This is a genomic window from Labrenzia sp. VG12 (assembly GCF_002237595.1).
Taxonomy (GTDB): Bacteria; Pseudomonadota; Alphaproteobacteria; order Rhizobiales; family Stappiaceae; genus Roseibium.
Genome location: NZ_CP022529.1, coordinates 1,513,394 through 1,533,106 on the forward strand (window position 1 = coordinate 1,513,394; position 19,713 = coordinate 1,533,106).

General features: G+C 58.3%; 17 protein-coding genes and 3 tRNA genes. 1 reads left to right on the top strand and 19 read right to left on the bottom strand.

Features of this window, described 5'->3' with window-relative positions; genetic code table 11:
- Window positions 1-8: 8 nt before the first annotated feature.
- From CHH27_RS06925 to CHH27_RS06975, 11 genes are all read right to left on the bottom strand, one after another.
- Entirely contained in the window at window positions 9-1,232 is a 1,224-nt protein-coding gene (locus tag CHH27_RS06925) for an NADH-quinone oxidoreductase subunit E (RefSeq protein ID WP_094070946.1), read from the bottom strand.
- Between the two features lie 81 nt (window positions 1,233-1,313).
- Window positions 1,314-2,498 (bottom strand): NADH-quinone oxidoreductase subunit D, encoded by a 1,185-nt coding sequence (locus tag CHH27_RS06930; protein ID WP_094070947.1) that lies wholly within the window; start codon window positions 2,496-2,498, stop codon window positions 1,314-1,316.
- The gene (locus CHH27_RS06935) at window positions 2,491-2,934 is read right to left on the bottom strand and encodes a GFA family protein (protein WP_094070948.1); all 444 of its coding nucleotides are present in this window, start codon (window positions 2,932-2,934) and stop codon (window positions 2,491-2,493) included. The genes CHH27_RS06930 and CHH27_RS06935 overlap by 8 nt, the downstream gene beginning before the upstream one ends.
- Window positions 2,935-2,946: 12 nt before the next feature.
- Entirely contained in the window at window positions 2,947-3,552 is a 606-nt protein-coding gene (locus CHH27_RS06940; RefSeq protein ID WP_094070949.1) for an NADH-quinone oxidoreductase subunit C, read from the bottom strand.
- Window positions 3,553-3,737: 185 nt separating this feature from the next.
- Window positions 3,738-4,316, bottom strand: coding sequence for an NADH-quinone oxidoreductase subunit B family protein (locus CHH27_RS06945; protein ID WP_094070950.1), 579 nt, complete (start codon window positions 4,314-4,316; stop codon window positions 3,738-3,740).
- Window positions 4,307-4,672 (bottom strand): NADH-quinone oxidoreductase subunit A, encoded by a 366-nt coding sequence (locus CHH27_RS06950; protein ID WP_094074568.1) that lies wholly within the window; start codon window positions 4,670-4,672, stop codon window positions 4,307-4,309. The genes CHH27_RS06945 and CHH27_RS06950 overlap by 10 nt, the downstream gene beginning before the upstream one ends.
- A 469-nt stretch (window positions 4,673-5,141) precedes the next feature.
- Window positions 5,142-5,218 (bottom strand) — tRNA-Asp (locus CHH27_RS06955).
- Window positions 5,219-5,271: 53 nt separating this feature from the next.
- Window positions 5,272-5,348: transfer RNA gene (locus CHH27_RS06960), tRNA-Asp, on the bottom strand.
- Window positions 5,349-5,638: 290 nt separating this feature from the next.
- Complete coding sequence (locus tag CHH27_RS06965) at window positions 5,639-7,297, bottom strand: Na/Pi cotransporter family protein (protein WP_094070951.1); 1,659 nt, start codon at window positions 7,295-7,297, stop codon at window positions 5,639-5,641.
- 299 nt (window positions 7,298-7,596) lie between these two features.
- Window positions 7,597-7,923 carry a hypothetical protein gene (locus tag CHH27_RS06970; protein WP_094070952.1) on the bottom strand — a complete coding sequence of 109 codons (327 nt, stop codon included), beginning with the start codon at window positions 7,921-7,923 and terminating at the stop codon, window positions 7,597-7,599.
- 191 nt (window positions 7,924-8,114) lie between these two features.
- Window positions 8,115-8,190: transfer RNA gene (locus CHH27_RS06975), tRNA-Val, on the bottom strand.
- 167 nt (window positions 8,191-8,357) lie between these two features.
- Between CHH27_RS06975 and CHH27_RS06980 the strand changes: the two genes are divergently transcribed.
- The gene (locus CHH27_RS06980) at window positions 8,358-9,698 is read left to right on the top strand and encodes an FAD-dependent oxidoreductase (RefSeq protein WP_157738755.1); all 1,341 of its coding nucleotides are present in this window, start codon (window positions 8,358-8,360) and stop codon (window positions 9,696-9,698) included.
- A 3-nt stretch (window positions 9,699-9,701) separates the two neighbouring features.
- Here CHH27_RS06980 and CHH27_RS06985 read toward each other — a convergent pair whose 3' ends face one another.
- The 8 genes from CHH27_RS06985 to CHH27_RS07020 all read right to left on the bottom strand — a co-directional run bounded on the left by CHH27_RS06985 (window position 9,702) and on the right by CHH27_RS07020 (window position 19,659).
- Complete coding sequence (locus CHH27_RS06985; RefSeq protein WP_094070954.1) at window positions 9,702-10,358, bottom strand: hypothetical protein; 657 nt, start codon at window positions 10,356-10,358, stop codon at window positions 9,702-9,704.
- A 166-nt stretch (window positions 10,359-10,524) separates the two neighbouring features.
- Window positions 10,525-10,800 carry an HU family DNA-binding protein gene (locus tag CHH27_RS06990; protein WP_094070955.1) on the bottom strand — a complete coding sequence of 92 codons (276 nt, stop codon included), beginning with the start codon at window positions 10,798-10,800 and terminating at the stop codon, window positions 10,525-10,527.
- A 188-nt stretch (window positions 10,801-10,988) separates the two neighbouring features.
- Window positions 10,989-13,418, bottom strand: coding sequence for an endopeptidase La (gene lon / locus CHH27_RS06995; protein ID WP_094070956.1), 2,430 nt, complete (start codon window positions 13,416-13,418; stop codon window positions 10,989-10,991).
- 338 nt (window positions 13,419-13,756) lie between these two features.
- Window positions 13,757-15,022 (bottom strand): ATP-dependent Clp protease ATP-binding subunit ClpX, encoded by a 1,266-nt coding sequence (gene clpX / locus CHH27_RS07000; RefSeq protein ID WP_094070957.1) that lies wholly within the window; start codon window positions 15,020-15,022, stop codon window positions 13,757-13,759.
- Window positions 15,023-15,258: 236 nt separating this feature from the next.
- The gene (locus CHH27_RS07005; RefSeq protein ID WP_094070958.1) at window positions 15,259-15,894 is read right to left on the bottom strand and encodes an ATP-dependent Clp protease proteolytic subunit; all 636 of its coding nucleotides are present in this window, start codon (window positions 15,892-15,894) and stop codon (window positions 15,259-15,261) included.
- Between the two features lie 203 nt (window positions 15,895-16,097).
- On the bottom strand, window positions 16,098-17,447 hold the full coding sequence (gene tig, locus CHH27_RS07010) for a trigger factor (protein WP_094070959.1): 1,350 nt from the start codon (window positions 17,445-17,447) through the stop codon (window positions 16,098-16,100).
- Between the two features lie 268 nt (window positions 17,448-17,715).
- A complete protein-coding gene (locus tag CHH27_RS07015; RefSeq protein WP_198338367.1) occupies window positions 17,716-18,519 on the bottom strand; it encodes a murein L,D-transpeptidase family protein in 804 nt (267 codons plus the stop codon).
- 567 nt (window positions 18,520-19,086) lie between these two features.
- Window positions 19,087-19,659 carry a hypothetical protein gene (locus CHH27_RS07020; protein WP_157738757.1) on the bottom strand — a complete coding sequence of 191 codons (573 nt, stop codon included), beginning with the start codon at window positions 19,657-19,659 and terminating at the stop codon, window positions 19,087-19,089.
- Between the last annotated feature and the right edge of the window lie 54 nt (window positions 19,660-19,713).

Consider the following 19,713-nt stretch of genomic DNA (forward strand, 5'->3'; position numbering starts at 1 on the left):
TTATCCCCCTAGTCTTCGCTCTTGGAGGAGGCCACTTCACCGGCTTCCACGCGCTTGGAAAATTCAGTGTCTTCGCCGCTGGCGAGCACCTTGGCCTGTTCGATCCAGCCATCCCGCTCGATCCGGCCCTTGAACTTCAGCCGGCTGTCGACCCAGGCCACCTCTTCCGGTCCCCAGCTGGCGACCTGGTCGAAATGGAAGAAGCCGAGCTCGTGCAGTGTTGCTTCCAGCTTCGGCCCGACGCCTTTCAGCTTTTTCAGATCGTCCGGCTTGCCGCCGCGGGCTTCCTTCAGCAGCTCGGGCGCCTTTTCGGCAACCTCGGCGTCTGCAGCCGGAGCCGCTTTCGGCTTGGCTTTGGAAGCCGGCTTCGGTTCGTCAGCCTTCTTGGCAGCCTTTTCGACCTTTTCAGCGGGCTTGGTAGCAGCCTTCTTCGGTGCCGGAGCCTCTTCCGCCTTGCCGGACTTGGCAGCATGGGCTGCCCTTACCTTCGCAACCGCGTCTTCGGCCGGCGTCGGCACGCCGTCATAATCGTTGCCACCGGCATTGATCGGTCCGCCGGCAAAAGCATGAGACGCCTTTTCCGAGCCGTCGACCACGTGCGGGACCGGCAGTTCGCCCTTGGTATCGTCGTCCAGTTCGGTCAAGGAGGTCAGACCGCCTTCGGCCATGGCAAAACGGCGACCGTTTTGCGGGCCCGGGGTCACGTCCCTGCCCTCGGAAATGTCGTCGAGCAGCTTGTTGAAGCTGTCCTCGGTCAGGTCCTCGTAGGTATCCTTGAAGATCTGCACCATCGGCGCGTTGACGCAGGCGCCGAGGCACTCGACCTCTTCCCAGGAGAACATGCCGTCCTCGGAGATTTCATGCATGTGCTTGGCAATGCGCGACTTGCAGATCTTGATCAGGTCTTCGGACCCGCGCAGCTGGCACGGTGTCGTTCCGCAGACCTGGATATGGGCCTTCTTGCCGACCGGCTGCAGCTGGAACATGGTGTAGAAGGTCGCGACCTCCAGCACACGAATGTTCGGCATCTCCAGAAGGTCTGCAATATAGCGGATCGCCGGCTCGCTCACCCAGCCGTCATTCTGCTCCTGTGCGCGCCACAACAGCGGGATCACCGCGGAAGCCTGGCGGCCGGCCGGATAGCGATCAATCAGCTTCTTCGCCCAGGTAAGGTTTACCTCGGTGAATTCGAAACTGTCTGGTTGTTCCGCGGCAAGTCTGCGAACTGCCATGGTGTTATCCCCGTTCTGTCACAGTGACCGGAGCCGGACGGGCGGCTGCCAGGGTCGAAAATTTGTGGTGAGCCACCCGCATCAGCGGTCGACCTCACCGAACACGATGTCCATCGAACCAAGCACGGCCGAGACGTCGGCAAGCATGTGGCCGTTGCACAGGAAATCCATCGCCTGCAGGTGCGCGTAACCCGGCGCCTTGATCTTGCAGCGATAGGGCTTGTTGGTGCCGTCGGCAACCAGATAGACGCCGAATTCGCCCTTGGGCGCCTCGACGGCGGCGTACACTTCGCCGGCCGGGACGTGATAGCCCTCGGTATAGAGCTTGAAGTGATGGATCAGCGCTTCCATCGAACGCTTCATCTCGCCCCGCTTCGGCGGCACGATCTTGCCGTCCGTGGAGGAAACCGGACCGGTTTCTACGGTCAGCTTCTCCAGGCACTGTTTCATGATCCTGACGGACTGGCGCATCTCTTCCATGCGGATCAGATAGCGGTCGTAACAATCGCCGTTCTTGCCGATCGGAATGTCGAAATCGAGTTCCGAATAACATTCGTATGGCTGCGACTTGCGCAGATCCCAGGCAGCACCCGAACCGCGCACCATCACTCCGGAGAAACCCCAGGCCCAGGCATCGTCCAGGTCCACAACGCCGATATCGACGTTACGCTGCTTGAAGATACGGTTGTCGGTCAGAAGGCCTTCGATGTCGTCGCAAGTCTGCAGGAACGGATCACAGAAATCCCAGATGTCGTCGAGAAGGTCGCGCGGCAGATCCTGGTGCACCCCGCCCGGGCGCACATAGGCTGCGTGCATGCGCGCGCCGCAGGCCCGCTCATAGAACACCATCAGCTCTTCGCGCGGCTCGAAGCCCCACAGCGGCGGTGTCAGCGCGCCGACGTCCATGGCCTGCGTGGTGACGTTCAAGAGGTGTGAGAGGATCCGGCCGATTTCCGAATAAAGCACCCGGACCAGCTGCCCCCGTTTCGGCACTTCGATGCCGAGCATGCGTTCGACCGCAAGGGCAAAGGCATGTTCCTGGTTCATCGGCGCCACGTAGTCGAGGCGGTCGAAATAGGGAACGGCCTGCAGATAGGTCTTCTGCTCGATCAGCTTCTCGGTTCCCCGGTGCAGCAGACCGATATGCGGATCGACACGGGTCACCACCTCGCCGTCAAGCTCCAGGACCAGGCGCAAGACGCCGTGGGCCGCCGGGTGCTGCGGACCGAAGTTGATGTTGAAGTTACGGACCTGAGCCTCAGCCATTTTGAGGTTCCTGCATTTGCTGCGTGAAATAGGCGATCACTTCCGGGCCGGTCATGCGGCGGGTTTCATTCGCGAAGGAATAGTTGCCCGGCTGCTCGTCAACGAAAATCTCGGAAGTGAACTTGAATTGGGAAGGGTCGTCGAAGGCCTGCGCGGACATCGACACATGCGAGCCGTCAGCCATGCGCCACATCAAGGTGGAGCCGCATTTGGAGCAGAAGACCCGCTCGCCATAGTCGGAGGACTTGTAGACGCCAAGCGCCTCTTCACCTTCGACCTCGACGCCGGTCATCGGGCCACAGCTGACGGCCATGTAGGTGCCACCGGTCCAGCGGCGGCACATGCCACAGTGGCATACGCCCATCTCGCCGTCCGTCGGCGTGGCAGAAAAACGCACCGCACCGCAAAGACATCCACCTGAAAGCCGCTCGCTCATCCCTGCCCCGCCTCAGCTCGTCGTTGCTTTCTCGTCGCCGGGCAGCACGTAATCCGTGCCTTCCCAGGGCGACATGAAATCAAAGCTGCGCATTTCCTGGTTCAACCGAACGGGCTCGTAGACAACGCGTTTTTTCTCGTCGTCATAGCGCACTTCAACGAAGCCGGTGACCGGGAAATCCTTGCGCAGCGGATGGCCGTCGAAACCATAGTCTGTCAGGATCCGGCGCAGGTCCGGATGATCGGAGAACAGGATGCCGTACATGTCATAGGCTTCGCGTTCGAACCATTCGGCCCCCGGAAAAAGCGGGGTCAGCGATGCCACCGGTGTTGTTTCGTCCGTCGCGGCCTTTACCCGGATGCGCTGGTTCTGCACCGGCGACAGGAAGTGATAGACGACATCAAAGCGCTTTTCGCGTTCCGGATAATCGACACCGCAGATATCGGTCAGGTTGACGAACTTGCACGAGCTGTTGTCGCGCAGGAAACGGATCACGTCGAGGATGTTGGTCGCGTTCACGGTCAGCGTCAGCTCGCCGTATTCGACTTTCCAGGACACAAGGGACTCGCCCAGGCCGAGCTCGATATGCTCCGCGAGTTCCTTCAACGTCTCGTCCATCGTGTTCGCCCTCATTCACCGGTCCTGCCAGGCAGCTGCGCCAAGTGCGACCACCGTCGTCAGACCAATTCCACCTCACCCGGATATTTGGCGCCAGTTCTGAAACGCCTCACTCCGGGGAGCCATTCTTTGCGAGCACAGTCGCCCGCAGTCTTAAAACCCGCCGCCTTTCCGGCGGCAGATCCTTATCGTTCGATCGTTCCCGTGCGGCGGATCTTCTTCTGCAGCATCAACACGCCGTAAAGAAGCGCCTCGGCTGTCGGAGGGCAGCCAGGAACATAGATATCTACCGGGACCACCCGGTCACAGCCACGCACCACCGAATAGGAATAATGGTAATAGCCGCCACCATTGGCGCAGGAGCCCATGGAGATGACATACCGAGGCTCTGGCATCTGGTCATAGACCTTGCGCAGGGCCGGAGCCATCTTGTTGGTCAGCGTGCCGGCAACAATCATGACGTCGGACTGGCGCGGGGACGCACGCGGCGCGAAGCCGAAACGTTCAGCGTCATAGCGCGGCATCGACATCTGCATCATCTCGACGGCGCAGCAGGCCAGGCCGAAGGTCATCCACATCAGCGAACCCGTGCGCGCCCACTGGATCAGATTGTCGGTGGAGGTGACAAGGAAGCCCTTGTCGGCCAGTTCGTTGTTCACTTCCAGGAAAAAGGCGTCGTCGGCGCCCACCGGATTGCCGGTGTTCGGATCAATGATGCCCTTCGGTTTCGGGGCAACGAGCGGCTCGGTCGTGGTCAATCCCATTCCAGCGCTCCCTTCTTCCATTCATAGATAAAGCCGATGGTCAGGACACCCAGGAAGATCATCATGGACCAGAACCCGTACCAGCCCAATTCACCGAACACCGTTGCCCATGGGAAAAGGAAGGCGACTTCGAGATCGAAGATGATGAACAGGATGGAGACCAGATAGAAGCGCACGTCGAACTTCATGCGGGCGTCATCAAACGCGTTGAAGCCGCACTCATAGGCAGACAGCTTTTCCGGGTCCGGGTTCTTGTAGGCCAGCAGGAAGGGCGAAATCAGCAGTGCAAGGCCGATTACAAGGGCAATGCCCATGAAAACGACAATCGGGACATATTCCCGCAACAGATCATCCATGTCTTTCGCGTCCTTGCATTTGGAGGCGGATCGGGAGGCGATCCGGTGCCGGGGCAGCGTCCCCAGTTGCCTCATTATACCGGCAGGTCACGCTGTGCCCGTCGGCTAAATGAAACCAACATGCGAGGGCACGCTTATCTTACGACTTGGTGCAACGCAAGACCCCACTGCGGTCAAAGTCTTGCCATGTTTGAACCAAGTTCCGGACGACCCCCGACAAAGCCCTAGTTTCAGCCAGTTTGCGCCAAGGGAAAAACTTTGCGCAAGCCGCGGGCAATTATGCCGCACCCTCGGCGGATTACCAGCCCGTCGACAGAATCGGAATCCACCGGTTCCTGGAAGGCCAAGGCCGAAAGGCCAACTGACACACAACAGGACCACGCCTGCAAGAATCGGCGACGCGAAGAAACTTCGCATTTCACTTTAGATTTAAGGGAGAACTGCCTGAGGCAGAAGGGAAAACCGTGAGTGGCGCGAGTGACGGGGCTCGAACCCGCGACCTCCGGCGTGACAGGCCGGCACTCTAACCAACTGAGCTACACCCGCACATTCACGGTATTTGCGCCGCTTCCGGTTTCAGCCATATTCGGCTGAGGAAGTGGCGCGAGTGACGGGGCTCGAACCCGCGACCTCCGGCGTGACAGGCCGGCACTCTAACCAACTGAGCTACACCCGCTTCGTCAGGCGACGCGCTGTCGCCCTGAAGTGGCGCTGATGTACGGCGGCTGGTTGTCGAAGTCAAGCGCCCTAATGCATCCAAATTGCCGTTTTTTGACAAAGCGGCCGACAAGCTGGTTTTTCCACCATTATCGCCCTCCATTTCAATGTGGATAACTTACGGAAATAAAACGCAGTTTGTCCGAATTCTCGAGCTGGCGCCTTCTCCTCAATTCTCCGGCAGACCATCAACTGTTCCGAGAGCCGCACGGCTGAATGATCTGATACCGGGAGTGCTGAGCCCCTCCATCACTCGGCCGGCACCAGGCGGGTCTCTCTGAGCTGCCCTTCCCTGGCCAGGATCGGCACGGCCACCGCGGCAAACAGGGAATTGATTTCCTTCAGGCTGCGAACGACTTCCATGTGCGCATTGCTGGTTTCCATGCTCTCAAGCGTATTGGTCTTCAGGCGATCCAGGTGCCTGTCATGGCTGGTCCTTTCCATTGCACGCATACGGTCCTTTTCCGCAATCAGCTCCCGCGCCGACTCGACATCTCCGGACACAAGCACATTGAGAGCAAGGCGCATGTTGGCAAGAACCCGGTCATGCATGTCTTCCAGCTCCCGTTTGCCTTCAGCGGAAAAATGAATTCCGTTTTTTTGCAGATCGAGAGCGCGTTCAAAGAGGTTCTTGGACACAAGGTCCCCTGCCCGTTCGATATTCACGGCAAAGCTGACGAGCTGCATGCTTCTTTCCGCTTCTTCATCATTCAGCTCGCCGCGGTTCAGGGCAGCGACATAAAGCTTGATCTCGGAGTGGATCTTGTTGACCTCCCTGTCCAGCTCCTGCAAGCGCTGAATTTCCTGGGGATCTCCTCGCTCCAGCATCATCATGACCGGAGACGCCATTGTCTCGACAAGCTCCCCCATGCGCAGCAATTCACGCGTGGCACTGGCAAGCGCAAGCCGCGGCACATGGACCACCCGGTTGTCCAGCGCGGACGGGGGAACAACTCTCGCCGCTTCATCCGATTTTCTGTTCGAAGACATCATCAGGTCGACACATCTGGCTACGGGTCCGACGACTGGCAAACACACCAGCACCAGTGCCAGATTGAACAGGAGATGAACCGCCACCACCTGCTGCGCGGGCTCCTTGCTGAGCTGGTCCAGTGGCAATGGAATGACGGTCACAATGCCAAGCGCGGCAAAAGCTCCGGCAGTTCTGAAAACGAAATTCCCGACCGGCAGGCGCCGGGCGTTCAGGTCCAGTCCACGCGTCAGCCAGATGGCGACGGCTCCGGCGCCAACGTTTGCCCCCAGGAGGAGTGGAACAGCCGCAGACATCGGCAATCCGGCGTTTTGTGCGAACGCGGCAATCATGAGCACTGCCGCAACACTGGAATGCAGAAGAAAGGCGAGCAAGGCACCGACCAGAAGCGTCGTCACCGCGTCATCCGACAAAAGGCCAGCGATCTGGGGCATGAACGGTGATTCCTTGAGAGGTGCGGTCGATTCCCCGATCATTTCCAGCGAAATCAGAACAAGGGCGATGCCAATCAGGATACGGCCGGTCTGTTTGACCTTGCGCGCGTCGATCTTCAGGAACATCCAGGCGCCCACGGCCAGCAACAGCGGCACGAGCCAGTTCAGGTCAAAACTCAGGAACTGCACGACCAGGGCCGAGCCGAGGTCCGCGCCGAGCAGGACAGCCAGGCCGGCAGCCGTCGACAGGAAGCCGGAGGACGCAAACCCCGCCGCCAGCATGGCGACCGCGGTCGCACTTTGCAGAAGGACGGCAACCCCGGCGCCTGAAGCAGCGCCCGAAACGCGTCCGGCAGCAGCTTTTCCGATCACCCGCCGCAAGGAAGGGCCTGATGCGCGCTCAAACCCGGTCCGCACCATACGCACCGCAAAGAGCAGCAGCATTACCGCGCCCAACATCTGAATCAAAACAAGAATCGCCATGAGGTAAGCTTTTATTTTTCCGACATTATTTTTATTAGCCGGAAAAGTTTACTCAGACAGCGGGGACTTGAGAAGCCAGATTCGTATGCACTCAGTACACTTTTTCTTACAGCTGAATTTGCACCAAAAGGTGCCGACCCGATCAGCGGCAGCATCCAGGTCCGCGCGGTTTGAACGAAAACACACCGACATGGAGCCGTTCTCAATCTGCAGGTCTCGCCCGCACAGGAAATTGGAACCAATGGGGAGACCGAGAAAACCGAGCACCAGCCCAAATCTGATTTGCAGTCAGACAAACTCTACCCGCTTGATGGCTTATCTTGCCGCCCTGCCAAAATCTTTCGCTCGAAACTTTCGTAGAAGTCGGTCCAGTCGGCCGGTTGAGGAAACTTCCCCCGGTACTCCGCCCTGCTGGAAGGATCCATCTCTGAGTACCACTGGACAAAGGCCCACAAGTACTCTTCTCCTTCGCCCATGCGCCAGTGAATGCTTCCCCATTCGATTTCTGGGAACACGAGCCAAGGTGGTCGCGGCAAGGCTCCATCAAGTTCAATTGCAGTAGGCATGGCAGGCCGTTCAGCGACATCGTTCTGGGCGCGAACCGAAACATCTGTTTTGTTCTTCATAGGATCTTGTCCTGGGTTGTGAGCGACCAACAATTCGCGGAAACACACATGAACGACAGCTCTGCAAAACGACGTTGCTACGACGATGTAACGTCGACGTGTCTTCTTCAACCCAGTCCAGTGTCCAATATGCGCGGCAACGGGTACCCCAAAAGGGCGCCACCCAGGTCAAAACAAGTTTTCGCGGGAAATGGTGGGCGATGAGAGACTCGAACTCCCGACATCTTCGGTGTAAACGAAGCGCTCTACCAACTGAGCTAATCGCCCTCAACAAGGTGTGACGCTTGTATGGTGTCGCCCCGGACTTGGCAAGAGCAAATTGGAAGAATTTACTCATTCTCCGATTGCTGTGGATGACCGGGCGATCCACTGGCAAAATGGGGCTTCGCCAAGATGCCGGAGGATCATCCATGCAGCCCTGCCGCCGAACTTTTATGAAGGCAACTGCGCTCAGCCTGTTGTGGCAGGCTCTCCCCGGTGCCGTCCGTCCCGCGCTTGGCGAAGACGCAAAAAGAATTGTCGTCATCGGCGCGGGCATTTCAGGTCTGGCAGCCGCGCAGGCCCTGTCCCGGCAAGGACATGCGGTGACTGTCCTGGAAGCCCGGGACCGGATCGGCGGCCGTCTCTGGACCGACCGGAGTTCAGACATCCCCCTGGATCTGGGCGCCAGCTGGATCCACGGCACCCGCGGCAACCCCATCGCGCGTCTGGCGCGCGAGCTGTCACAGCCGCTGTATGAATGGGATTATGAAGATGTCGACGTCGTCGATCTGACCGGCACGCTTGGCCCACTGGATGACCGCTTCGACGCGCTGGAAATCGCCCTGGAAGATATGGCGGAGCAAAGCGCAGCAAAATCAGATGGGCGCTCTGTTGCTGACGCGGTCGCCAGTCTCCGCCGGGACCAACGTTTCGCCGCACTGACCGACCTGGAGGCGGATGTTCTCATCACTTATCTGATTGAACAGGAATATGCGTCCGACCACTCGGACCTTGCGCTCGCGGCCCTTTATGAAGGCAATATCTTTGGTGGGAGGGACGCCATTTTGCCAAACGGCTATGACCGCATCGCCCATGGGTTGGCAAAGGGACTGGATATCCGTCTGTCGATGCCTGTAAACGCGGTTTCCCACGGAGCCGGCGGTGTCTCGGTGCAGACTGAACGTGAGGAAGTCAAAGCGGACTGCGCTCTTGTCACCGTTCCTCTCGGGGTCCTGAAGGCAGGCGCGCTTGCCTTCGACCCGCCTTTGCCAGCCCAGAAGACCGACGCCATTCAGCGCCTTGGCATGGGACTGCTTAACAAGGTTTTCCTCATCCTTGAAAACCCTGTACCGGCGCTGGACGTACTCAATCTGATCCGCGTGTCCGATACCCCACAGTCCTTCCCCTACTGGATCAATCTGGAACCGGCCACGGGCGCTCCGGTCGTGGGTGTCCTCAATGCCGGATCCTTTGCCCGTGAGCTGGAAAAGCAGGACGAACAGGCGCGTATCGAGGCGGCCCATGGCGCCCTTGGCGACATGCTGGGCAATACCCTTCCCCCCCTGGCCGGCGGTATTTCCTCTGCCTGGGCCGCTGACCCATATGCCTTCGGGTCCTATTCCTACCTGGCGACCGGGGCCGACTTTTCTGACCGTAGCGCGCTTGCACGCCCCGTTTCGGATCGGCTGTTTTTTGCAGGAGAAGCCACCAGCTCCGACTTTCCGGCAACCGTTCATGGCGCCTATCTGTCCGGCGTCAACGCCGCACAGACCATCACAAGGCTTCTTCGCTAGCCACTATCGGAACCGGTAGGCAAATTCCAGCATCTCTGTCAGCCCGCGTTGGGGATCATCGGCGGCCAGACCGTTGCGATTGAAGAACTGTACCAGTCTGGCGATTCCCTGTTGGTCGCCTGGCCCGCGCGGCGGTGGCTGATCCATCAGCTTCGCAGCAATGATCCAGGACATGGTCCGGCGCAACCGGTTCCGGTTTGCGCTGAACTCCGGATTGCTGGCCGCGCGCTCAAACAATCCGCCCCAGGCCTGGTTGACCGCATCGTTGATCGCTTCCACCCGGATGAAGCCTGCCTTGTTCGGGCTGCGGGCCTTGTTGAGCAGATGATCGATATTGTAGCCGGCCAAATCGATGGAAGTCGCCTTGATGCCGTAAACCTGATGGACAAACCCAAGCCAGGCCTTCTGGTAGGACCCGTATCCCGCTCGCACCCAGACACTGGCATTCCTGTCAGGATTGCCCGGCTTGCTGACGATTGCAACATTCTTGAGGCTGCGCCGCCCGGCCCGTTCCGTTTCCACCTCTTCGTCAAACCCGTTCAGAAACACCAGAGGACCGAGGGCTTCGGGATGTTCTACCTGAACCTGAACCAGCGGATTTTGGACCCAGGCATCAAACAGGGCACGCTGGCGCCGGCTGATCAAGGCTTGCAAAGACATGATTTGGTCCCCTTGCTGCTGAAGGACTTCCCGCCCTAAAGGAACAATACCCAAATCGTGCAGCCGCGACAGCATTCAATCCAGGATTGATGTCCCGGACATCAAAAAACCCCGCATCCGGTATCCCGGAGACGGGGTTTTCCGAAGAAATTCGCGTGTGAAAGCCTTAGGCGTTCACAGCGTCCTTCAGGCCTTTGCCGGCCTTGAACTTCGGCGTCTTAGAAGCCGGGATCTGGATCGTTTCGCCAGTCCGCGGGTTACGGCCTTCGGTGGCAGCGCGTGCGGACACCGTGAAGTTGCCAAAGCCGATGATGCGGACTTCATCGCCACTTTTCAGCGTCTGAGTGACTGCGTCAAAAGTTGCGTCAACTGCTTCGCCTGCCTGCGCCTTGGTGAGGCCGGTCTTTTCTGCAACAGCTGCGATCAGATCGTTCTTATTCATAGCAGATACCTTTCTAAGAAACGGCAGAGTGCCGACGATTCCTGTCAGCGCCGTTGGGCGATAATTCGGTTGATTTGACATGAAACGCAAGGGGTTTTTTCGCAGAAAACAGCCATTTTGACCGGTTTTTCAAAAGAAAAGCCCCGGTTTTCCCGAGGCTTTTCGTTTTTTGCGATGCAGCAAGGCTGTTAGTGGGCCAAAACACCCGACGTGTCGTCGTCCTTGTCACTCGCCTTGGTTGAGGCTTCGTGAGCGGTTTCATCCCACTCAATCGGCTCCGGCAAACGGGTCAGCGCATTTTTCAGCACTTCTTCCATGCCGGAAACCGGGATGATCTCAAGCGAGTTCTTGACCGAGTCCGGAATGTCAGCCAGGTCCTTGGCGTTGTCTTCCGGGATCATCACCAGCTTGATGCCGCCGCGCAGGGCCGCCAGCAGTTTTTCCTTCAGACCGCCGATCGGCAGGATCCGGCCACGCAGGGTGATTTCACCGGTCATGGCGACATCCCGGCGTACCGGAATACCGGTCAGGGTCGAAATCACGGCTGTTGCCATGGCGATACCGGCGGACGGACCGTCCTTGGGTGTCGCACCTTCCGGCACGTGGACGTGGATGTCTTTCTTGTCGAAGGTCGGCGGCTCGATGCCGAAATCGATCGCACGCGAACGCACATAGGATGCAGCCGCGGAAATCGATTCCTTCATCACGTCCTTCAGGTTGCCGGTCACAGTCATCTTGCCCTTGCCCGGCATCATCACGCCTTCGATGGTGAGCAGTTCGCCACCCACTTCGGTCCAGGCAAGACCCGTGACAACGCCGACCTGGTCTTCCAGCTCCGCTTCGCCATAACGATAGCGCGGCACACCAAGATAGTCCTCGACCACCTCAACCGTCACCGTGATGCTTTCCTTGTCGCTCATCAGGATGTCCTTGACCGCCTTACGGGCCAGGGTTGCCATCTCGCGCTCAAGGTTACGCACACCGGCTTCACGGGTGTATCGGCGGACGACAAACTGCAGCGCATCATCCTCGATGGAGAATTCGCCTTCACGCAGACCGTGATCCTTTTCCGCTTTCGGGATGAGGTGCCGGCGGCAGATTTCCACCTTTTCCTCTTCCGTGTAACCGGCGATCCGGATGATTTCCATACGGTCCATCAGCGGACCTGGAATGTTCAGCGTGTTCGCCGTGGTCACGAACATCACATCCGACAGATCGTATTCGACCTCCAGGTAGTGGTCCATGAAGGACGAATTCTGTTCCGGATCAAGCACCTCCAGAAGCGCCGAAGACGGATCGCCGCGGAAATCCATGCCCATCTTGTCGATCTCGTCGAGCAGGAAGAGCGGGTTGGACTTCTTCGCTTTCTTCATCGACTGGATGACCTTGCCGGGCATCGAGCCGATATAGGTGCGGCGGTGACCACGGATCTCGGCTTCGTCACGCACGCCGCCAAGCGACATGCGCACGAATTCACGGCCCGTCGCCTTGGCGATGGACTTGCCGAGCGAGGTCTTGCCGACGCCGGGAGGACCGACAAGGCAGAGGATCGGGCCGCGCAGCTTGTTGGCCCGGCTCTGGACGGCGAGATATTCGACAATCCGTTCCTTGACCTTCTCAAGACCGTAGTGATCCGTGTCGAGCACCTTTTCGGCAAAGGCCAGGTCATGTTTGACCTTGGACTTCTTGCTCCACGGAATCCCGATCAGCCAGTCCAGATAGTTGCGTACAACGGTGGCTTCGGCGGACATCGGGCTCATCTGCTTGAGCTTCTTGATTTCCGCAGCCGCACGCTCCCGCGCTTCCTTGGTCAGCTTGGTCTTCTTGATCTTTTCCTCGAGCTCGGCAACTTCGTCGCGGCCGTCCTCGCTGTCGCCGAGTTCCTTCTGAATGGCCTTCATCTGCTCATTCAGGTAGTACTCGCGCTGGGTTTTCTCCATCTGGCGCTTGACGCGGGAGCGGATGCGTTTTTCCACCTGCAGGACGGAGATTTCGCTCTCCATCATGCCGAGCACGCGCTCAAGCCGCTCCGCAACGGAGACCACGCCGAGAATTTCCTGTTTTTCCGGGATCTTGATCGCCAGATGCGACGCAATCGTATCGGCCAGCTTGGAATAGTCGTCGATCTGGTTGACCGCGCCCAGAACTTCCGGTGAAACCTTCTTGTTCAGCTTCACGTAGTTCTCGAATTCCGAGACGACGGACCGCGCCAGGGCTTCGACTTCGATGTTTTCGCCATCCCGCTCCGGAAGTACCGTGGCAGAGGCCTCAAAATAGTCGGTCCGGTCGGAATAGTCGCCGATCTGCGCGCGTGCACCGCCTTCAACAAGCACCTTGACGGTGTTGTCCGGCAGTTTCAGCAGCTGCAGCACGGTTGCGAGCGTACCGACATTGTAAATCTGGTCCGGGTTCGGGTCATCATCGGCCGCATTCATCTGGGTCGCCAGAAGAATATGCTTGTCCGTGGTCATGACCTCTTCGAGCGCCTTGATCGACTTCTCGCGGCCGACAAACAGCGGCACGATCATATGCGGGAAGACAACAATGTCGCGCAGGGGCAAGACGGGGTAGACAGCGGTGCTGTCCTGATCTGTGGCGCGAATTTCTGCGTCGCTCATTTTTTTTCCTTTCTCAGCGTGTCGCGGCCCCACTCAACAAAAAGGCAGCCGAAACACTGGAAAACGACTTCCGGACCCGAGGGTCCGAGTGGCCTGACCGCAATGCCCCTGCTGGGCGCATTGACGGTCCGCACAAGCCGTCCTTAAGACCTATTAGGTGGACACCGGACCTGCCGGTGTCAAGGCAATCACACTGTGTCCATTGGTCTTGTCTGTTGACGACTCACCGGGCCAGTGGAAAACCGCGGCTCCGGCCCATAAAGCCTTCAAAAAACAAAATGCCGCTCCCGAGGAAGCGGCACTTATTCACGGGTATATCGAGCTTCGACCGGAACGCCTCAGGCGCTGGTGGCCGACGTCTCTTCCCGGTCTTCGTAGATGTAGAGCGGCCGCGCTTCGCCCTTCACCACTTCCGGTGAAATCACGACTTCCTTGACCCCTTTCAGGCCGGGAAGCTCGTACATCGTGTCGAGCAGGATCGATTCCAGGATCGACCGCAGGCCACGGGCACCGGTCTTGCGCTCGATGGCCTTGCGGGCAATCGCTTTCAGCGCTTCTTCGTGGAACGAGAGTTCGACCTGTTCCATTTCGAACAGACGCTGATACTGCTTGACCAGAGCGTTTTTCGGCTCGGTCAGGATCGTGACCAGGGCATCCTCGTCGAGATCTTCCAGCGTCGCGATCACCGGCAGACGGCCGACAAATTCCGGAATAAGACCGAACTTGAGCAGATCTTCCGGCTCGAGCTCGGAGAAGAGTTCGCCGATGCGGCGGTCTTCCGGAGCATGAACCTGGGCCTGGAAGCCGATCGAGGTCTGGGTGCCGCGGTCGGAAATGATCTTGTCGAGACCGGCAAAGGCGCCGCCGCAGATGAACAGGATGTTGGTCGTGTCGACCTGCAGGAATTCCTGTTGCGGATGCTTGCGGCCGCCTTGCGGCGGGACAGAAGCAACGGTGCCTTCCATGATCTTCAGAAGCGCCTGCTGCACGCCTTCACCGGACACGTCCCGTGTGATCGACGGATTGTCGGCCTTGCGGCTGATCTTGTCGACCTCATCGATATAGACGATCCCGCGCTGCGCGCGCTCGACATTGTAGTCGGCCGACTGCAGGAGTTTCAAAATGATGTTTTCCACATCCTCGCCCACGTAACCGGCTTCGGTCAGCGTGGTGGCGTCGGCCATGGTGAACGGCACGTCCAGGATGCGCGCAAGGGTCTGCGCCAGAAGCGTCTTGCCGCAGCCGGTAGGACCGACCAGCAGGATGTTGGATTTCGCCAGTTCCACGTCGTTGTTCTTGGATGCGTGGTTCAGGCGCTTGTAGTGGTTGTGGACGGCGACCGACAGGACCTTCTTCGCACTGCCCTGCCCGATCACGTAATCGTCCAGAACGTCGCGAATTTCCTGAGGGGTCGGGATCCCGTCCCGAGACTTCACCAGCGAGGACTTGTTCTCCTCCCGGATGATATCCATGCACAGCTCGACACATTCATCGCAAATGAAAACAGTCGGGCCGGCGATCAGCTTACGAACCTCATGCTGGCTCTTGCCGCAGAAGGAACAGTAGAGCGTATTCTTTGAATCGCTGCCGCTGGCCTTGGTCATGTAGTCAACCTCGCGTTACTGGGGACTTTTCCCCTTATCTGCCCGGTTGCGGCCAAAGTATGGCGGAACCGGTTCTCGAAGAGACGCAGGGCGCCCCTTCAACGTCTGATGTCATCATGCTTCGCCAGTAAAAATCAATATAGGTTTAAGGCGAAGATGAAAACCCGGCATCTCCTGGGGATTTTCCGGCGGAAACCGTGGAAAATCAATCCATGCTTAAAGCCGGGTAAGCTTGGTCAGGCTTCAGCGTCGCCGCCGAGAGTCGCGCGATCGGTGATCACGTTGTCGACAATGCCGAATTCCTTGGCCCGCTCCGCGGTCATGAAGTTGTCGCGCTCAAGCGCTTCTTCGACCTGGTCCAGGCTCTGACCCGTGTGCTTCACGTAGATTTCATTCAACCGACGCTTCATGGCCAGGATTTCCTGGGCATGCAGCATGATGTCGGCTGCCTGACCGCGGAAACCACCGGACGGCTGGTGCACCATCACGCGCGCATTCGGCAGAATGAACCGCATGTCCTTTTCGCCGGCTGCCAGCAGCAGCGAGCCCATGGACGCGGCCTGACCGATACACAGCGTGGACACTGCCGGACGGATGAACTGCATCGTATCATAGATCGCAAGCCCGGAGGTCACCAGACCGCCCGGCGAGTTGATGTAGATCGCGATTTCCTTGGTCGGGTTTTCCGCTTCAAGGTAAAGCAACTGCGCGCTGACGAGGGTTGCCATGTGATCTTCGACCGGACCGGTCAGGAAGATGATGCGCTCCTTCAAAAGGCGCGAATAGATATCGAAGGCCCGCTCGCCCCGGTTTGTCTGCTCGACAACCATCGGCACGAGAGTGTTCATGTAGATATCGACAGGATCCTTCATGCCTCATCCATATTCTTGAGATGATGCCCGGAAGACCTCCGGACAGGAAACAGGCCAGAAGCGCATCGATTCTGGGCCTGACTCGAAAAAAGCGACATCCCGTATATATGGGATGTCGCCCTCAACGCAAAGTCATGGCAGATGCGGCGTGAATGCAAGGTTAAAGCGCGCGCCGCATCTGGGGATCATGGGGAGAAACCGGATCAGGCTTCTTCCTCGTCCTCGGCCACCAGCTTCTCAAGCTCTTCCTTGGTCACGGTCTTGTCGGCGACCTTGGCCAGTTCGAGCATGAAGTCGACAACCTTCTCTTCGTAGATCGGCGCCCGCAGGGACGCGAGAGCCTGCTGGTTGTTCTTGTAGAATTCGAACACCTGCTGCTCCTGGCCCGGGAACTGGCGAACGCGATCATAGAGCGCACGCTGCAGTTCCTCGTCGGTGACCTGAATGTTGTTCTTTTCACCGATTTCGGACAGGACCAGGCCAAGACGGACACGGCGCTCGGCGATCTTGCGGTATTCCGCCTTCGCCTCTTCTTCCGTGGTGTCTTCGTCTTCGAAGGTCTTCTCGTTGCGCTTCATGTCTTCTTCGACCTGGCGCCAGACGACATCGAACTCGCTGTCGAGCAGTTTTTCCGGCAGTTCGAAGGAGTAGTGATCGTCGAGCTTGTCGAGCAGCTGGCGCTTGACCCGCTGACGGGTCATCTGGCCGAACTGGCCTTCGATCTGGCCGCGGACGATTTCCTTCAGCTTGTCGAGCGATTCGAGGCCGAGACCCTTGGCGAACTCGTCATCGACCTTGGCTTCGCCCGGAGCGGCGATTTCCTTGACGACAACGTCGAAGGTCGCAGCCTTGCCGGCCAGGTGAGCCGCCGGATAGTCTTCCGGGAAGGTCACTTCAACGACCTTTTCGTCACCGGCCTTGGTGCCGATCAGCTGATCTTCGAAACCCGGGATGAACTGGCCGGAACCGAGAACGAGCTGGCCGTTTTCGTCAGCACCGCCTTCAAACGGCTCGCCGTCGATCTTGCCCAGGTAGGACATGGTCACGCGGTCGCCGTCTTCGGCCTTGCCGTCCTTCGCGTCGAACGGCGTGTTGTTCTTGGCGATTTCGGCAACCTGCTCGTCGACTTCGTCTTCGGCGATCTCGACAACCGGGCGCTCGATCTCGATGCCGGCAAAATCAACGATGTCGAAGTCCGGCAGGACGTCGTAGGTCATCTTGAAAGACAGGTCGGCGTCGCCGGCCATGATCTTTTCAGCATCTTCTTCCGGCAGATCGATTTCCGGGGTCAGTGCCGGGCGCTCGGAGCGCTCCTCAACGGCCTTCTGGGTGGTTTCCTGGATGGTGTTCGACAGGATCTCGGCCATGGCCTGACGGCCGTACATCTTCTTCAGATGCGCCATCGGCACTTTGCCCGGGCGGAAGCCCTTGATGTTGGCCTTGGATTTCAGGTCGGCCATGTAGTCGTCGAGCTTGGCGGCGAGATCACCAGCCGGAATGTCGATTTTCAGCTCACGCTTGAGGCCCTCGGAGAGGGTTTCGGTTACCTGCATGGGTTTTGTCGTCCTCGATCCCGAGCGGCAATCCGCCCCGGAGGTTTCGTTATTTAAAATCCCGTGTGCCGCACCGCCTGCACTCCCCTTTTTACAGGAGCGTTCCAACGGCAATGCATCGCCCCGAACGGAGTCCGGGACGCACGATGGGAGCGCGATAAAGCGTGGACCCGAAAGTGTCAAGGGGAGAGCGCGGATTTGCGGGCGTTTTCACGTGTTTCGCAGACGGCAAATTGAAAGCCAGCCGCTTCAGAAGCGGAACTTCGTTTTAGTTTGATCGCGGCTTCACATCCGGCATCGCCGCAGTCTGCAATCCAGGCGCAGGCCGCGCTGCGACACTGTAAGTCTGCTCCCGGACACCGACAACAGGCGGAACCCGGGTGAATTCAAAGGCATCGTGCCCTTCCTTCAGGTTCTGCCAGAAACCCAGCCATTTCGAACCGCTGTGGCGCGCGAAGTTTTCCGCCGTCATCCGAAACGGGAAAATGTGAACGCCGAAGTCTGAATGCCCCTTCTTGAAGGCTTCGTTCGCAAGCAGGTAAATCTCCTCGACGCCCGCATTGGTCATCGCGTAGCAGCCGATCGAGACACAATTGCCGTGAACCATCAGGAAGCTGCCGGTCCGACCGTGGGACCGGTCAAAGGCGTTCGGAAAGCCGATATTGAACGAAAGATGATAGCGGCTGTTGGGGTTCATCTGGCCGGGCGTCACCGTGTAGAACCCTTCGGGAGACTGCCTGTCGCCCTCTTTCAGCTTTGGTCCGAGCGCGCCGGAATAGCTGCAAATCGGATAGGTCCGGAACAAACCGTAGTCGCCACCCGCCCTTCTGAGCCACACCTCAAGTTCGGAACTTTCCTTGAAGACGCGTATATGGACCGGAGACCCCAGCGCCAGGCCTTGCTTGGCAAGACGTTTTGCCAGGCCTGGCGTAACGCGATTTTCGACCTCGGTCAGATCTGCCGATCCCGGCAGGCTGTAGCGACTGAACAAGACAGTCGCCAACGCCACCGAGCCACTTGCAGCAAGCGACAGAACAAACAGGCCAAGGAAAAGCTTTTTGGTTACGGACATGGGTCTCGATTGGCATCATGTTTTCAACAGTGACTGACACCCTGATGCCCAATCTGGGCAACAATCAGGTGCAGCGTCAGAACCCGGCACGCCCGCCCGAACCAGCAGGCACGAGTCTTCTTTGGGAGCAGCTGGCTGAAGTTCTATGTTCCGGCTTGGCCGCGAAAGAATGCGTCAGACGCACGCCAATACCGGAATTTGAAATCGTCGGTTTTTACGCAAAAAAATCCAGTCCCGGCAGATCTTCTCCCACCATTCCCGAGAACCGATTGCCTCGATTCGGCGCCTGTCGGATGAGCTCGAACGGCACGTCAAAGCGAGTGACAGACCATAAGGCTAAGACACGGCGTTAACGTCGTTGGCGTACTTCGTATGCTGGACGTAAGTTGATGGTTGCCCGATAGCAGAAGCCCGCTGTCGCCTGACGAATAGACCTATTGCCTGTCACCTGGTTCCCCTGTGTGTCCCTTCTCATGGAGTACTCATACGCCATGACGATGTTGAGAGAATGCCAGTTGCACCTGTTAATTCGAGTGATAGTCGATCGGGGACACGCAAATGTCCAGCTCAGGAATTCAAGAGCACGAATTGCCAAAGCGGTTTCTTCACAATCAGGAGTGCGGTGCCGAAGCAGAGAAGCACTAGCCCAACCAACATCAGAAGCGCGTAAGCGCCCGCGTCCAGCCAGGTAAAAGACAATTCGACATTTTTCGGTGCGCTTGGGTCGTAGACCACCTTGAAGTGCGCCGGAAGAGGCAATTTGCGAACGTGAAGATCACTGCTGGTCAATTCGACCGCTTCAATTCTGCCGGTCTTCAACGGAAAAGAGATTGTCAGAAAGGTTTTTTTGCTGAGCCGATAGTTGCCGGACCCGAAATCAGACTTGGCGACCCTGACCGCATCTGGGCAGGTGGAGTAAACAAGTCGTGTTTCATGTTGCATTTCTCCGCGACCGGTTATTTCGCAGGCGGTTACCTGTTTGTGCAGGGCAGCGGTTGTCTCGATCCCGGTGAAATCGTGAATAACACGAGACACGAAGACTTGCCCGGGGAAAACCAGACAAAGAAGGCCGATGACCAAAGCAATAAAGGCTTTCATAATCTTGAGTGGCCAAAAAAGAGTGTTTAGAAAATTCAGCATCTTAACTTCTCATTGAAAGACAGCTCAGAAACAATTTTGAGCTGCATGATGATT

Bases quoted from the DNA above. Each gene is read 5' to 3' on its own strand.
- CHH27_RS06930 (WP_094070947.1), bottom strand. From the start codon at position 2,498: ATGGCTGAGGCTCAGGTCCGTAACTTCAACATCAACTTCGGTCCGCAG.
- CHH27_RS06985 (WP_094070954.1), bottom strand. From the start codon at position 10,358: ATGTCTTTGCAAGCCTTGATCAGCCGGCGCCAGCGTGCCCTGTTTGAT.
- lon (WP_094070956.1), bottom strand. From the start codon at position 13,418: ATGAGCGACGCAGAAATTCGCGCCACAGATCAGGACAGCACCGCTGTC.
- CHH27_RS06925 (WP_094070946.1), bottom strand. From the start codon at position 1,232: ATGGCAGTTCGCAGACTTGCCGCGGAACAACCAGACAGTTTCGAATTC.
- CHH27_RS06945 (WP_094070950.1), bottom strand. From the start codon at position 4,316: ATGGGATTGACCACGACCGAGCCGCTCGTTGCCCCGAAACCGAAGGGC.
- CHH27_RS07020 (WP_157738757.1), bottom strand. From the start codon at position 19,659: ATGCTGAATTTTCTAAACACTCTTTTTTGGCCACTCAAGATTATGAAA.
- CHH27_RS07005 (WP_094070958.1), bottom strand. From the start codon at position 15,894: ATGAAGGATCCTGTCGATATCTACATGAACACTCTCGTGCCGATGGTT.
- CHH27_RS06970 (WP_094070952.1), bottom strand. From the start codon at position 7,923: ATGAAGAACAAAACAGATGTTTCGGTTCGCGCCCAGAACGATGTCGCT.
- CHH27_RS06940 (WP_094070949.1), bottom strand. From the start codon at position 3,552: ATGGACGAGACGTTGAAGGAACTCGCGGAGCATATCGAGCTCGGCCTG.
- CHH27_RS06950 (WP_094074568.1), bottom strand. From the start codon at position 4,672: ATGGATGATCTGTTGCGGGAATATGTCCCGATTGTCGTTTTCATGGGC.
- CHH27_RS06980 (WP_157738755.1), top strand. From the start codon at position 8,358: ATGAAGGCAACTGCGCTCAGCCTGTTGTGGCAGGCTCTCCCCGGTGCC.
- clpX (WP_094070957.1), bottom strand. From the start codon at position 15,022: ATGACCAAGGCCAGCGGCAGCGATTCAAAGAATACGCTCTACTGTTCC.
- CHH27_RS06990 (WP_094070955.1), bottom strand. From the start codon at position 10,800: ATGAATAAGAACGATCTGATCGCAGCTGTTGCAGAAAAGACCGGCCTC.
- tig (WP_094070959.1), bottom strand. From the start codon at position 17,447: ATGCAGGTAACCGAAACCCTCTCCGAGGGCCTCAAGCGTGAGCTGAAA.
- CHH27_RS07015 (WP_198338367.1), bottom strand. From the start codon at position 18,519: ATGTCCGTAACCAAAAAGCTTTTCCTTGGCCTGTTTGTTCTGTCGCTT.
- CHH27_RS06935 (WP_094070948.1), bottom strand. From the start codon at position 2,934: ATGAGCGAGCGGCTTTCAGGTGGATGTCTTTGCGGTGCGGTGCGTTTT.
- CHH27_RS06965 (WP_094070951.1), bottom strand. From the start codon at position 7,297: ATGGCGATTCTTGTTTTGATTCAGATGTTGGGCGCGGTAATGCTGCTG.